The sequence below is a fragment of the Micromonospora sp. WMMD710 genome (assembly GCF_029626045.1).
GTDB lineage: Bacteria > Actinomycetota > Actinomycetes > Mycobacteriales > Micromonosporaceae > Micromonospora.
In genome coordinates, this window is record NZ_JARUBD010000001.1 from 2,077,959 (window position 1) to 2,092,067 (window position 14,109).

General features: G+C 71.7%; 9 protein-coding genes. 4 read left to right on the forward strand and 5 right to left on the reverse strand.

Translation table 11 applies throughout. The annotated features are described in order from the left end of the window. Positions 1-254: 254 nt before the first annotated feature. Positions 255-2,858: a M48 family metalloprotease gene (locus O7620_RS09595; protein WP_278122744.1), complete on the forward strand. Its 2,604-nt coding sequence runs from the start codon at positions 255-257 to the stop codon at positions 2,856-2,858. A gap of 306 nt (positions 2,859-3,164) precedes the next feature. On the opposite strand, the gene metH is transcribed toward O7620_RS09595, so the two are convergent. Further along, a complete protein-coding gene (metH, locus tag O7620_RS09600) occupies positions 3,165-6,680 on the reverse strand; it encodes a methionine synthase (RefSeq protein WP_278122745.1) in 3,516 nt (1,171 codons plus the stop codon). Between the two features lie 262 nt (positions 6,681-6,942). Between metH and O7620_RS09605 the strand changes: the two genes are divergently transcribed. Both O7620_RS09605 and O7620_RS09610 read left to right on the forward strand, forming a co-directional pair. Then, on the forward strand, positions 6,943-7,812 hold the full coding sequence (locus O7620_RS09605; RefSeq protein WP_278122746.1) for a PAC2 family protein: 870 nt from the start codon (positions 6,943-6,945) through the stop codon (positions 7,810-7,812). A 125-nt stretch (positions 7,813-7,937) separates the two neighbouring features. Beyond that, positions 7,938-8,729 (forward strand): GntR family transcriptional regulator, encoded by a 792-nt coding sequence (locus tag O7620_RS09610; RefSeq protein ID WP_278122747.1) that lies wholly within the window; start codon positions 7,938-7,940, stop codon positions 8,727-8,729. A 380-nt stretch (positions 8,730-9,109) separates the two neighbouring features. Here O7620_RS09610 and mshC read toward each other — a convergent pair whose 3' ends face one another. From mshC to O7620_RS09630, 4 genes are all read right to left on the reverse strand, one after another. Continuing rightward, positions 9,110-10,348 carry a cysteine--1-D-myo-inosityl 2-amino-2-deoxy-alpha-D-glucopyranoside ligase gene (mshC, locus tag O7620_RS09615; RefSeq protein ID WP_278122748.1) on the reverse strand — a complete coding sequence of 413 codons (1,239 nt, stop codon included), beginning with the start codon at positions 10,346-10,348 and terminating at the stop codon, positions 9,110-9,112. A 66-nt stretch (positions 10,349-10,414) separates the two neighbouring features. Then, positions 10,415-11,254, reverse strand: coding sequence for an SCO1664 family protein (locus O7620_RS09620; protein ID WP_278122749.1), 840 nt, complete (start codon positions 11,252-11,254; stop codon positions 10,415-10,417). Next, a complete protein-coding gene (locus O7620_RS09625) occupies positions 11,251-11,835 on the reverse strand; it encodes a DUF3090 domain-containing protein (RefSeq protein WP_278122750.1) in 585 nt (194 codons plus the stop codon). The genes O7620_RS09620 and O7620_RS09625 overlap by 4 nt, the downstream gene beginning before the upstream one ends. 142 nt (positions 11,836-11,977) lie before the next feature. After that, positions 11,978-12,691: a histidine phosphatase family protein gene (locus O7620_RS09630; protein ID WP_278122752.1), complete on the reverse strand. Its 714-nt coding sequence runs from the start codon at positions 12,689-12,691 to the stop codon at positions 11,978-11,980. A 706-nt stretch (positions 12,692-13,397) separates the two neighbouring features. Here O7620_RS09630 and O7620_RS09635 point away from each other — a divergent pair. Continuing rightward, positions 13,398-13,958 carry a hypothetical protein gene (locus tag O7620_RS09635; protein WP_278122753.1) on the forward strand — a complete coding sequence of 187 codons (561 nt, stop codon included), beginning with the start codon at positions 13,398-13,400 and terminating at the stop codon, positions 13,956-13,958. Positions 13,959-14,109: the final 151 nt, after the last annotated feature.

The window sequence follows — 14,109 nt, forward strand, 5'->3', positions numbered from 1 at the left end:
ACGCGCCGCCGCCGGCTGCTCCGCAGGCCCGGAGACCCGGCGGACATCCCACCCCACTGCTCTGGCTCTATCTCCAAGTCGTTGGCGTGGTGGGTGGCGTCGGTGTCGCGCTGGGCACAGTTTTCTTCTTCGGTCGCCGTCCACTGGCGCAGCCCTACGCGCAGGCGACCGTCCGGTGTTCCCGGACCTATGACATCGACCCAAGCAGTTCCGCCGAGTTCGATGCCACCCGGACAATGCAATTCCTGACCTGCATGTCCGACCCGTCCCGGATACGCGGGTTGGTCATGCTCACCGGCGGCGTCCTGCTGCTAGTCGGGCTCGCCCTGGTCGTCACGCTCACCCCGGTGGTCGATCACTGGCGGCTGCGTCGCCACCGACTCCCGGGCACCATCGCCGGTGCCGAGCAGCGGTTTGCCGAGCTCTGCGATCAGCAAGGGCTGCACAGTCGGCACCGGCCCCGGCTGTTCGTGGCGGGACCATCGGTGCGGCAGGCGTTCACCACCGTCCGGCCCGGCGGCCGACCACTCGTGGTGCTGCCAGCCGCGGTGGCGGTGGGTCACCGGGATCCGGCGCGGTTCGACCCAGTCGTCCAGCACGAGTTGGCGCATGTGCAGGGTCGGGACGTCCGGTGGGTCTCCGCCGTGCGTGGTCTGCTGTGGCTGGTCGTACCGGCGGTGGCGGTGGCCAGCGTTTCCGAGATCCGCCGGGAAGGGCTCACCGAGATCCCGGTCGTCACGCTCAGCCGGGCGCTGCTGCTGGTGCTGCTGAGCGCCCTGCTGCGGGCGCAGGTGCTGCGACTGCGCGAACACGAGGCGGATCAGCAGGTCAACCGGACCGGTGATCGGACCGCGCTGGTCTGGCTGCTGGACGCCGCCGCCTCGATCCGACCGCACCGCCCCGGGCGGCTGCGCCGGCTGTTCGCCCGGCACCCGACGCCGCAGCGACGGGCCGCCGCGCTGCGTGGCGGGCAGCAGGTGTCGGTTAGTGGCCCGATGCAGGCTGCGGTGACCGGGGCGGTGACGGCGATCGTCGCGGGGGCGGCGACCCAGGCGGTCAGCGCATTGGCGATTGACCGGGATCTCTCCGTGCTGCCGGCCGGTCTGGTCGGTGTGCTGCTCGGGTTCGGGCTGACCCCCGCGCTGCGCCGCAGGGCGCTCACCGGTGCGCCGTCGCGGCGTTGGCTCCCGGTCGTCGCGGCCGCTGCCGGTCTCGCCGTGGGCGGCTTCCTCTTTCCTACCGGGACGACCGGTGGCGGTGCGTCGTTCCCGGCCGGCACGGCCAGTCTGGGCGTCAGTCTGCGGTTCGCGATCGTGGTCGCACTGGCCGGCGTGGTCGCCGTCACGACCTGCACCGTGCTCGCCGAGATCGCGGCCCGCCGGGGCCCGGACCGGTACACCCGACTCCGGCGAGGGTTCACCTATCTGGCGGCCTCCGCGACCGTCACGGCGATCTGCTGGCCGTTGCAGCCCCTCGTCGTCGGCCTGGAACGGCCGGTGCCGGTACGTGCCTGGCTGGTCTACGCGCTGCCCGACGCGCCGTGGCCGTGGCTGGGCCTAGCCTTGCCAGCGGCGGTCGTGGCCCTGCTCGGTTGGCGCCGGGTCGCCACCCGTGCCGTCCTGTCCATCGTGGTGGTGACGGTGCTGATCGGTGGGAGCCTCGCATCGGCACAGGCGCTGCGGCACCCACCGATCACGCTGGACGCCGCGCTCTCCCTTTCCCAGCAGCGATGGTGGATCTGCGCCCTGGCCGGGTGGGCGGCGCTCGTGGTGCTCGCCATCGGACGTGGTGACCCCGGTCTGGGGCGGGCCCTTGTTGCGGGTGCGGGTGTCGCGGCGCTGGCCGGGTCCTCGCAGTTCGTGCACCAGATAGTCGCCGGTCGCACCTCGGATGCGACCCTGCTCCGGCTCTATGTCGGTGTGCCGGTGATCTGGTGGCTCTACCTCGCGGTGCTCACGATGCCCGTCCTGATCGGGCTCTCCGCTCTCACCGGACGGCTCGGACAACGACCCGACCCAATCGGATGGCCGCCCGGCCGGGCTGACACGCGACCGCAGGTGTGGCCGGCGGTGGGTCCGGTGACGGCGGTGCTCCTGGTCGGGGCGGCGGCGGTCATCGGCCTGCCCGGTGGGCCGGTGCTGCTGCTGCCCACAGGGGCACCGGCCACCACCGGCCCGGCGGTCGTGGTGGTGCCGTCATCGACCACCGCCGGGCCGAACGCCAGCGTCTCGTCCGGTGCGCGGACCGGTGCGGATCCCGGCCGGCTGCTTACCGTCGCGGAAGCCGGTGCCGCCGCCAGCGCCGTCCGGGGGCCACTGCCGGCGTTCTGGAAGCCGGAGCCGCAGGAGCAGGAGACCGAGGACCCCGACACCGTCATCGCGCCGGCGGCCTGCCGGGAATTGGCCCGGGACGACTATCTGCGCCGGATCGAGTCGGACGAACGGGTCGACGAGATTCGCGGCTTTGCCACCAGGAAATTGCCGAGCAGCATCAGGCAATCGACCGTCATCGTGATCGTCACCTCGTACGCCCACCCCGTGCCCGACACCCTTCTCGACGAGGCCGAGGCAGCCCGCGCCGCGTGCCCCCGGTTCGACACTACCGTCCCCGGCAGCTCACCAGTGCGGTTCGCCGTGAGCGCCCAGCCGGCTCCCCAGGTGGGGGAAGAGTCCTGGGGGGTGCGGTATGACCTCTCCCTCGGCAGTGGTTCGAGCAGGATCACCGGTACAACCCTGTTCGGCCTGGTCCGGATCGGTCACAACCTGGTGCAGGTGCAGCTGACCGCCATCGCGGAGCCGCTGGACGAGGCGGTGTTCAATGCGGCGGTCTCCTTGACGGTGGCTGCCCTCAGCCGCTAGGCCTGCGCGGGATCCGGTGGTCATGATGCTGTTTAACCTACGCCTCGGTCCTTCTGGACGCCGGGGAGAGCATCAAGGCCCCTGTCGACGCACCTGGGCCATGCCGACCCCGGGTTCACCCGGCGGACCTACACGCATCTCCTACCGACCAGCGAGGACCGGACGCGGCGCGCCATCGACACCGCGTCCGGCGAGAACCAGGCCGCCCAGGATGGACCGGCACCCGTTGACGGCCTGGAGACGGCATGATCATGGTTCAGTGGCCTTCCGGACGGCCTCAGGTGCAGGTCAGGGCACCTGTGCCCGTCACTTGGCGTTGAAGTAGCTTGCCTCCGGGTGGTGGACCACGATCGCGTCGGTGGCCTGCTCCGGCATCAGCTGGAACTCCTCGGACAACTCCACCCCGATCCGCTCCGACCCGAGCAGGTCCACGATCTTCGCCCGGTCCTCCAGGTCGGGGCAGGCCGGGTAGCCGAACGCGTACCGGCAGCCCCGGTAGTCGTTGCGCAGGATCCCGGCCAGATCCGTCGGGTCGTCGTGGCCCAGCGGACGTCCGTCGGGCAGGGTCAGTTCGGCGCGGATACGCCGGTGCCAGTACTCGGCGAGCGCCTCGGTGAGCTGCACCGACAGGCCGTGCACCTCCAGGTAGTCGCGGTACTCGTTGCGGGCGAACAGCTTCGCCGCGTACTCGCTGACCGGCTGACCGACGGTGACCAGCTGCAACGCGACCACGTCGAGCTGGTCGCCCTTGGGCCGGAAGAAGTCCGCGAGGCAGAGTCGACGCTCCTGCCGCTGCCGGGGGAACGAGAACCGGGCGCGCTCCGCGTGCCCGTTCTCGTCGAGCACCACCAGGTCGTTGCCTTCGGAGTACGCGGGGAAGTAGCCGTACACGACGGCTGCCTCGAGCACCTGGTCGGCGATCAGCCGGTCCAGCCAGTACCGCAGGCGCGGGCGACCTTCGGTCTCCACGAGTTCCTCGTAGGACGGTCCGTTGCCGCCGCGGGCGCCGTTGAGCCCCCACTGCCCGCGGAAGGTGGCCCGCTCGTCGAGCAGTGCCGCGTAGTCGGCCATCGGCACGCCCTTGACCACCCGGGTGCCGAAGAACGGCGGGGTGGGCACCGCCACGTCCGCGGCCACGTCGGAGCGGACCGAGGAGTCGTGCAGCTCCGGCAGCGACTCGGTGACCATCGACCGCTGCCGCTCCCGGCGGGCGCGACGGGCGGCGAGGGCCGCCTCCCGCTCCGGGTCGATCACCGGTGCGCCGCCGCGCTTGGCGGTCATCACCTTGTCCATCAGGGACAGCCCCTCGAACGCGTCCCGCGCGTAGTGCACCTGCCCGGGGAACATCGACCGCAGGTCGTCCTCGACGTACGCCCGGGTCAACGCCGCACCACCGAGCAGGACGGGCCAGCGCTCCGCGACCCCGCGGGTGGCCATCTCGGCCAGGTTCTCCTTCATGATGACGGTGCTCTTGACCAACAGGCCGGACATGCCGATCGCGTCCGCGCGGTGCTGCTCGGCGGCGTCGAGGATGGCGCTGATCGGCTGCTTGATGCCGATGTTCACGACCTCGTAGCCGTTGTTGGACAGGATGATGTCGACCAGGTTCTTGCCGATGTCGTGCACGTCGCCGCGCACGGTGGCGAGCACGATGCGGCCCTTGCCGCCGTCCTCGCTGGTCTCCATGTGCGGCTCCAGGTACGCCACCGCGGTCTTCATCACCTCGGCGGACTGGAGCACGAACGGCAGCTGCATCTGGCCCGAGCCGAATAGCTCCCCGACGACCTTCATGCCGTCCAGCAGGATGTCGTTGATGATCGACAGTGGGGACCGGCCGCCGGCCATCGCCTCGTCCAGGTCGGCCTCCAGGCCGTTGCGCTCACCGTCGACGATCCGCCGCTTGAGCCGCTCATCCAGGGGCAGCGCCGCCAACTCCTGCGCCCGGCTGGCCCGCGCGCTGGTCACGTCGACGCCCTCGAACAGCTCCAGGAAGCGCTGCACCGGGTCGTAGCCCTCGCGGCGACGGTCGTACACCAGGTCCAGTGCGACCTCGCGCTGCTCCTCGGGGATCTTCGACATCGGCAGGATCTTGCTGGCGTGCACGATCGCCGACGTCAGACCGGCCTGCACGCACTCGTGCAGGAACACCGAGTTGAGCACCTGCCGCGCCGCCGGGTTGAGTCCGAACGAGATGTTCGAGATGCCCAGGGTGAAGTTGACCCCCGGGTACCGCTGGGCGATCTCCCGGATCGCCTCGATCGTCTCGATGCCGTCGCGGCGGGTCTCCTCCTGGCCGGTGGCGATCGGGAACGTCAACGCGTCGATCAGGATGTCGGAGCGGTCCATGCCCCACCGGCCGGTCAGGTCGTCGATCAGCCGCGCCGCGACCCGGACCTTCCACTCCTGGGTACGCGCCTGGCCCTCCTCGTCGATGAGCAGCGCCACCACCGCCGCGCCGTGCTCACGGACGATCGGCATCACCCGCGCGTACCGGGAGTCGGGGCCGTCGCCGTCCTCGAAGTTCACCGAGTTGACCACACAGCGGCCGCCGAGCATCTCCAGCCCCGCCTCGACGACGGCCGGCTCGGTGGAGTCCAGCATGATCGGCAGCGTCGACGCGGTGGCGAACCGGCCGGCCAGCTCCCGCATGTCCCGCGTGCCGTCGCGGCCGACGTAGTCCACGCACAGGTCCAGCAGGTGCGAACCGTCGCGCGCCTGACTGCGGGCGATCTCCACGCAGGCCCGGAAGTCACCGGCGAGCATCGCCTCCCGGAACGCCTTCGAGCCGTTGGCGTTGGTCCGCTCCCCCACCATCAGCACCGAGGCGTCCTGGGCGAACGGCACCGGGTGGTACACCGAGGAGACGCCCGCCTCGTGCCGCGGCTCGCGCGCCGGGGCGGTGACGCCGTGCAGCCGCTCCGCCAGCACCCGGATGTGCTCGGGGGTGGTGCCGCAGCAGCCGCCGACCAGCCCCACGCCGTACTCGGTGATGAACCGCTCCAGGGCCTCGGCCAGCTCCACGGGAGTCAGCGGGAAGTACGCCCCGTCGGCGGTCAGCACCGGCAGGCCGGCGTTCGGCATCACCGACAGCGGGATGCGGGAGTGCTGCGACAGGTACCGCAGGTGCTCGCTCATCTCGGCCGGGCCGGTGGAGCAGTTCAGCCCGATCAGGTCCACCCCGAGCGGCTCGATCGCCGCGAGGGCGGCACCGATCTCGCTGCCCACCAGCATCGTGCCGGTGGTCTCGACCGCCACGTGACAGATGATCGGCACCGACTGGCCCAGCTCGGCCATCGCCCGCTTCGACCCGACGACGGCCGCCTTGACCTGGAGCAGGTCCTGGGAGGTCTCGACGATCAGCGCGTCCGCGCCGCCGGCGATCAGACCGGCGGCGTTCTCCTGGTACGCGTCGCGCAGGGTCGCGTAGTCGGCGTGCCCGAGGGTGGGCAGCTTGGTGCCCGGCCCGATCGAGCCCAGCACGAAGCGGGGGCGCTCCGGGGTGCTGGCCGCGTCGGCGGCCTCCCGGGCGATCCGGGCACCCGCCTCGGACAGCTCCCGGATGCGCTGCGGGATGTCGTACTCGGCGAGGTTGGCCAGGTTGGCCCCGAACGTGTTGGTCTCCACGCAGTCCGCGCCGGCGGCCAGGTAGGCGTCGTGCACCCCACGCACCACGTCCGGACGGGTGACGTTGAGGATCTCGTTGCACCCTTCGAGGCCGTCGAAGTCGTCGAGCGTGAGGTCCGCGGCTTGCAGCATCGTGCCCATCGCCCCGTCGGCGATGAGAATCCGGTCGGCCAGCACATCCATCAACGAAGTCCGCACCCGTTCAGGTTAGTGCGGTACCGACCGAGCCCCGAGTCCCTCGGCACCCGATCCCATATTGTGTCAGCGGGATCACGCTGTCTGGTTCGCGGGCTTATGTCCGGTTGTCGGTGCGGCCGACCGGCGCGGCCGACGGGCCGCGCCCCCGCCCGGCACGTAGGCTGGCGGACGTGAAGGACAACAGGGACTCCGCCGTGCACCACGGCCCGACGACCGGGCGCGGTCCCGGCGCCGGCCGCGACGAGCAGGGTGAGGTGACGGCGTGACCGAGTTCGACGGACTGCCGGTGCTGCGGTCCCCGGTGGCCATCGCCGCGTTCGAGGGCTGGAACGACGCCGCCGACGCGTCCACCGCGGCCGTGGAGCACCTCGAGCAGGTCTGGAACGCCCGACAGATCGCCGAGCTGGATCCGGAGGAGTTCTACGACTTCCAGGTCAGCCGACCCACCATCACCATGGCCGACGGGGAGACCCGGCGGGTGGAGTGGCCGACGACCCGGTTCATGGTGGCCAGCCCGGAAGGCACCGAGCGTGACGTCGTGCTGATCCGGGGCATCGAGCCGAGCATGCGCTGGCGGACGTTCTGCGAGCAGGTCCTGGAGATCTGCCACAGCCTCGAGGTGGAACGGGTGGTGCTGCTCGGCGCGTTGCTCGCCGACGTGCCGTACACCCGGCCGTTGCCGATCAGCGGCAGCGCCTCGGACGCGCAGGCCGCCGAGCGCTACCAGCTCACCCCCACCCGCTACGACGGGCCGACCGGCATCGTCGGCGTGCTGCACGACGCGTGCGCCCGCGCCGAGGTGGACGCCGTGTCGTTCTGGGTGCACGTACCCCACTACGCCAACAACCCGCCCTGCCCGAAGGCCACCCTCGCCCTGCTGCACCGGGTCGAGGAGGTCGTCGACCTGCCGGTGCCGATGGCCGACCTCGCCGAGGAATCCGCCGAGTGGGAGCAGCGGGTGCGCAGCGCCGCCGAGCAGGATGCCGAACTCGGCGAGTACGTGCGCGAGCTGGAGGAACGGGTCGGCGACGAGGGGATCACCCCGCTGACCGGTGACGAGATCGCCCAGGAGTTCGAGAAGTATCTGCGCCGCCGGGGCGGTTCGGCCGGCCCCACCGCCGGCTCCTGGTAGCACCGTCTTCGCCGCGGGCCCTCGGACCTTCATGGTCCGGGGGCCCGTTTCTTTGCGTGTCCGGGCTGGCGCCGTCACACCCTCTAGGGCATCCTAGGAACCTAGATGTGATCAAGGAGGCGGGTGTGCAGATCAATCCCGGTGCCGCGGAGTTCCCACACCGACAGATCGCCGCGCAGCTCAAGGCCCAGGTCCGCCGCGGCGACTGGGGACCCGGCGAACGACTGCCGTCCATCCCGGCCATCGCCGAGATGTTCGGCGTCGCCAAACAGACCGTGCAACGCGCCGTCGACCAGCTGCGGGTCGAGGGCATCCTGATCACCAAACCCGGCTCCGGTACGTACGTCCGCGGCACCCGACGCCGACTCAACCGGCTCTCCCGAGGCCGGTACGGCGGATTCCGCGGCTACCACACCGACCTCGCCGCCCGATACCGCCAACAACTCGTCTCGGTCGGCCGCTCCCCCGCACCCGCCGAGGTCGCCGACGCGTTCGGAGTGAGCGACGGCACCGAACTGCTCTGCCGGCGACACCTCGTCCGCACCGACGACTCCCCCGTCGAGGTGGGCGCCTCCTGGTTCCTGCCCCGCGACACCGCCGGCACCTCGCTGGAGCGCACCGAGGCGTTCGGCCGGCCGCTCTACCAGGAGGCCGAGGAGGCCACCGGCCGGCGGTACGTCTCCGCCACCGACACCATCAGCGCCCGCCAGCCCAGCCGGGAGGAGGCCGAGACCCTCCAGATCCGGCCGGACACCCCGGTGCTGCACCTGCTGCACGTCGCGTACGACGCGAACCGCAAGCCCATCGAGGTGTCCCAGGCGACCTGGCCCGGCCCCATGACCACCCTCACCGAGGAGTACAAGATCCCCGGCCCGACCCCAGACCCGGAACCCGACCCGGGCCTGGTCCTCGGCTGACCCTCCACGGGTCAACGGGCTACCCAGCAGGCCGGCGGCGGAGGGCGGGGTTGGTGGTTGCGCCCTGTCGAGCTGCCCCATGTTCGGGGCAGGGCAGCCCGGACAATCGGGTCCGCGGCGACCCGAAGGTGACCCGGGACAGCTCGACCGGAGACCGCATCAGCACCGAGCGCCCGCCCAGCGCCGCACATCCGGGCAGCTCGCCGGAGACCGCATCAGCACCTGACGCCCGCCCCACCGCCCCACCGCCCCACATCTGGGGCAGCTCTACAGGGCACCGCACAGCCACGCCCACCCGGCCGGCGAAGTCCCCTCGGAACACGCTGCAGGAGTGCCGCAACGGGCCGGCCTCGCGGGGCCGCGAGGCCGGGGCGTACGTGTCAGAGGCGGATGCCCAGGAGGGCGTCCACCGTGTTCGCGAAGAGGGCGGGCGCTTCGGGGTCATCCGTGGCGCCCGCCAGGGTCGCGTCGGCCCAGCGGTCGGCAGCCGCCAGGGCTCCGGGGGTGTCGAGGTCGTCGGCCAGACGTTCGCGTACCCCGGCCAGCAGCTCGGCCCCGGACGGCCCGGCGGGCGCGGTGGCGGCCCGCCGCCAGCGGTCCAGGCGCTCCTGCGCGGCCGTGAGCAGCTCGTCGGTCCAGGTGCGGTCGCTGCGGTAGTGCCCGGAGATCAACGCGAGCCGGATCGCCATCGGGTCGACCTTGTCGGCGCGCAGCCGGGAGACGAAGACCAGATTGCCACGGGACTTGGACATCTTCTCGCCGTCCAGGCCAATCATCCCGGCGTGCACGTAGTGCTCGGCGAACGGCGCCTGGCCGGTCAACCGCTCGGCGTGCGCGGCGGACGCCTCGTGGTGCGGGAACAGCAGGTCGTTGCCGCCGCCCTGTACGTCGATCCGGTCGCCGAGCAGGTTCAGGGCGATCACCGCGCACTCGATGTGCCAGCCGGGGCGGCCCATGCCCAACTCCCCGCCCGGCCAGGACGGCTCACCCTCGCGGGCGCCACGCCACAGCAGCGGGTCCAGTGGGTCGCGCTTGCCGGCCCGGTCCGGGTCACCGCCGCGCTCCGGGAAGATCTTCAACATCTGCTCGCGGGTCAGGTTGGACTCGTAGCCGTAGCGGCCGGTGGCGGAGATGTCGAAGTAGACGTCGCCGGTGCCGTCGTCGAGGCGGTACGCGGCACCGTCCTTGACCAGCACCTCGACCTTGTCGACGATGTCCGGGATCGACTCGACCGCACCCACGTAGCGCTCTGGCGGAATGATCCGCAGCGCTTCCATGTCCTCCCGGAACAGCGCCGTCTCCCGCATCGCCAGGACCACCCAGTCCTCGCCGTCGCGGGCGGCCCGCTCCAGCAGCGGGTCGTCGATGTCGGTGACGTTCTGCACGTAGCGCACCGGGCGGCCGGCGTCGCGCCACATCCGCTGCACCAGATCGAAGGTGATCATCGTGGCGGCGTGGCCGAGGTGGGTGGCGTCGTACGGGGTGATGCCGCAGACGTACATGCGTCCCGCGTCGGCCGGCGCACTCGGGTGGACACCCTGTCGCGCTGAGTCGTACAACGCCAACGACTCGCCCCTGCCCGGCAGCCGTGGCACCTCGTGTCCCGCCCAAGACTCCATGGCCTCAGCCTAGCCAGCCTCGCGACGGCCCCGGGCCGCCCCACAGGTGATCAAGATGACAGCGGATCACATGGGGGGCCAGGGCACCGCCGGCCAGTCCTCGGGCGGCTGCGGGAAGCGACCGGTCTCGCGCAGCCGGTCGACGCGGGCGGCCACCTCGGCGACCTCGCTGATCGTCAGGTGATCGGCCAGTTCCGCGCCGAGCGCCCCGGCGACCTGGCCGGCGAGCCCGTCGAGCATCTCCACCGCGTCCGGCGGCAACTGCTTGCCGGCCCAACCCCAGAGCACCGTACGGAGCTTGTCCTCCACGTGGAAGCTGACCCCGTGGTCCACGCCGTAGATCCGGTCGTCCGCGCCGACGAGCACGTGGCCGCCCTTGCGGTCGGCGTTGTTGAGCACCGCGTCGAGCACCGCCAGTCGAGCCAGCCGCGGGTCGTCCGCGTGCGCGAGCGCGTACGCGGTGCCGTCGTCGTCCCGTGCCGCCGCGATCGGGAACCAGCGCGGCGGCAACGCCTCCGCCGGCACGAACCCGACCAACGGCTCAGCGGTCTCCGGCTCGTCGATCCACAGCTGGCAGGAACCCGGCCCGAACGGCCCGTCGCGCAGCACCGTCGGCGGCACCAGGTCCCAGCCGGTGGCCCGGGACACCAGGTACGCCGACACCTCCCGGCCGGCGAGGGTGCCGTCCGGGAAGTCCCACAGCGGGCGCTCCCCACGGACCGGTTTGTAGACACAGCGGGCCGTGGCGCCGTCGAGGGTCAGGATGCCACGCAGGGTCGTGTTCGACGCGTCGACGAGCCGCCCCTCCAGATCGAGCGTGCCGTCGCGCAACAGCCGCAGCGCGACGTCGCCGTCCTGGCGGGGCTGGTCGCCGTCCTGGCGGGGCTGGAGGCCGGACGAGGTCACCGGTGGTAACCGTTGTGCCGCGGGCACAGGTGCCCGGCGGGGTCCAACGGCTGGCCGCACAGCGGGCACGGCGGCCGGCCCGCGTTCACCACGCGCCGGGCCCGCTCGATGAACTGGCGGGTCGCCTGCGGGGTGAGCCGGACCCGAAGCCGGTCCAGGTCCTCGTCCGGCTCGTCGTCGTCCTCGTCGTCCTCGTCGTCGTCGTCCTCGTCGCCCAGCTCGACCTCGGGTTCGACCTCGCCCGCCGCGATCGCCTCGATCACCACGGTCGCGGTGTCCACGTCGAAGGCCAGCCCGAGAGTCCCGACGCGGAACTCCTCGTCGACCGGAGTGTCCAGCGGCTCGTTGTCGCCGATCACCGGGGCCAGCTCGGGCAGGTCCACCCCGAAGCGGCGCTGCGCCTCGGTGAGCAGTTCCTCCAGCTTTTCGGCGAGCAGTGACACCTGGACCTTCTCCAGCGCGACGCTGACCAGCCTGCCGCCGCCGCGGGCCTGCAGGAAGAACGTGCGCTCCCCCGGCGGCCCGACAGTCCCGGCGACGAACCGCTCCGGCGGTTCGAAGGCGTGCACCTGGTGGGTCATACCCACGACCCTATCCGGCCCGCCATGGCATCGCGCACCCCACCGACGCGAATCGCCGCAGGGGCGGCGCGCCCGGCGTACCAGGGGTTGCACCCGGGCGTGGCGGCCGTGGGGGCCGTCGGCGGGGGTGTCGTGACACGCGTCACCGGGACGCACCCGCCCCGCCGCCGACGGCCGCGTCCGAGTCGGCCGCGCGGGCCGCCCGCCGGCGCCGCTTCGGAGGCGGCGGCACCAGCACCGCCAGGTCGCCGCCGGTGTCGTTCAGCCGGACGAGGAACGGCCGCAGCGGCGTGAACCGGATCGCGGTCACCGACGCCGGGTCGGCCACGATCCGCTGAAAAAGATCCAGGTGTACGCCGAGCGCGTCCGCCACGATGGCCTTGATCACGTCACCGTGGCTACAGGCCAGCCAGACCGCCTCGGGCCCGTGCTCCGCGGTCACCCGGGCATCCCACGACCGCACCGCCGCCACGGCGCGCGCCGCCATCGCCGCCATCGCCTCCCCGCCCGGGAAGACCGACGCGCTGGGATGCTGCTGGACCACCGGCCAGAGCGGCTCCTTGGCGAGCTTCTTCAGCGGCTGCCCCTCCCAGCTACCGTAGTCGCACTCGATCAACCCCTCCTCCACCACCGGGGCAGCCTGCGGAAGCGCCAACTCCAGCGTCTGCCGACAGCGGATCAACGGGCTGGTCACGACGGCGGCCAGAGGCACCGCCCGTAGCCGTTCGCCCACCGCGGCGGCCTGGGCGCGCCCGGTGTCGTCCAGCTCAACGGGTTGCCGGCCGGCCAGGCCGCCGTCGGCGTTCGCCGTGGTCCGGCCGTGTCGCAGAAGCAGAAGGGTCGCCACCCTGACCACCCTAGGGCCTCCGCCGCACCCCCCGACCGCCACGGGCTCCGGCCCGCCCACCGGGTCCTGCGACATGCGAGGTGCCTGTCGGAGCCCGGGTGAATCGGGCGTTTCGGCCGGGCTGGGCTGGTTGCCCAATGATTGTCGACTCGATTTCCTGGAATCCGGGGGTGTCACCCCGTGTCTCGGATACCGCGTTTTCGCTGAACCTGAGTGGATCACCCGGTGATTGCCCGACGGGGGTCGTGGTCGGTCGCGTCGGGGTGGGTGGTTTGTCCGGTGGTGGGGGTTTGTGGGTTGTGACCGGCTGCACTCGGGTGGTGGAATGGTGGCTGGCCGGGGGTCGTTGCACACCCTGACGATCGCAGGACCACCGCGGCCGGCTCGACCCCGGGTGCGGGGTGGGAATGCCCGGCCCGGTGCGGTCGTTGCAGACCCGGCCAGCGACCAGGCGCCGCCGTGATGCGGCCGCCGGCTCGACCGGGCGGCCTCGGGGAATGACCCCCGGCAGCTGGTCGTTACATCCGGTCCCGGCGCCGCGAGCCCCCCGGGCTTGGTAGGCCGCCGACATCGGCGCCGCGAGCCCTCGGGCTCGTAGGCCCCCAGACTTTTCCCCCGTGTGTTTGTGCGGCGCCGGATGAGGTGCTCACACCCTGCCCGCCGTTTTCCCCCTTTTGGCGGTGTGGGTGTTTCTACCCCCGAAGGAGCTACCCCCATGACCACGATCTTCCGTAAGAGTGTGCTGTCCGTTGCGGGTCTCGCGTTCGCCGGTGGCGTGTTCGCCGGTCCGATCGCCGCCCACGCCAACCCGGTCGACGCCAAGCCCGTCGCGGTGGCGGTGCAGACGGGTGCGCCGAAGCCGCAGGGCGAGCAGTCGCACATCACCCTCAACGGTGAGCAGACCGCGAACGTCAAGGCGATCATCGCCGCGACGAAGAAGGCCCGCCTGCCCGAACGCGCCGCGGTCATCTCGATCGCGACGAGTTTGCAGGAGTCGAAGCTGGAGAACCTGGGTCACCTGGGTGACGCCAACGACCACGACTCGTTGGGCCTGTTCCAGCAGCGCCCGAGCTCCGGTTGGGGCACGCCGGAGCAGATCACCGACCCGGCCTACTCCACCACCGCGTTCCTCAAGGGCCTCACGCAGGTCGACGGTTGGCAGGACATGGCGCTGACCGACGCCGCGCAGACCGTGCAGGTGTCGGCCTACCCGGACGCCTACGCCCAGTGGGAACAGCAGGCCACCGACCTCGTCAACCAGCACTGGAACAGCTGACCCGCAGAACAACACCGAAGGCCGGCACCCGCACAGGGTGCCGGCCTTCGCCGTACCCAGACGTGAATCGTGGACATCTTCCGTCAGCAGCCGACGGGAACCCCCACCTGCGCCGAGCCGGGGCCAGGGGAATGAACCGCCGTTGACGGGT

What these genes read in the sequence shown, in the direction of transcription:
- O7620_RS09595 (WP_278122744.1), top strand. Translation starts at nt 255, where the DNA reads ATGTCCGACCCGTCCCGGATACGCGGGTTGGTCATGCTCACCGGCGGC.
- mshC (WP_278122748.1), bottom strand. Translation starts at nt 10,348, where the DNA reads ATGGAGTCTTGGGCGGGACACGAGGTGCCACGGCTGCCGGGCAGGGGC.
- O7620_RS09625 (WP_278122750.1), bottom strand. Translation starts at nt 11,835, where the DNA reads ATGACCCACCAGGTGCACGCCTTCGAACCGCCGGAGCGGTTCGTCGCC.
- O7620_RS09635 (WP_278122753.1), top strand. Translation starts at nt 13,398, where the DNA reads ATGACCACGATCTTCCGTAAGAGTGTGCTGTCCGTTGCGGGTCTCGCG.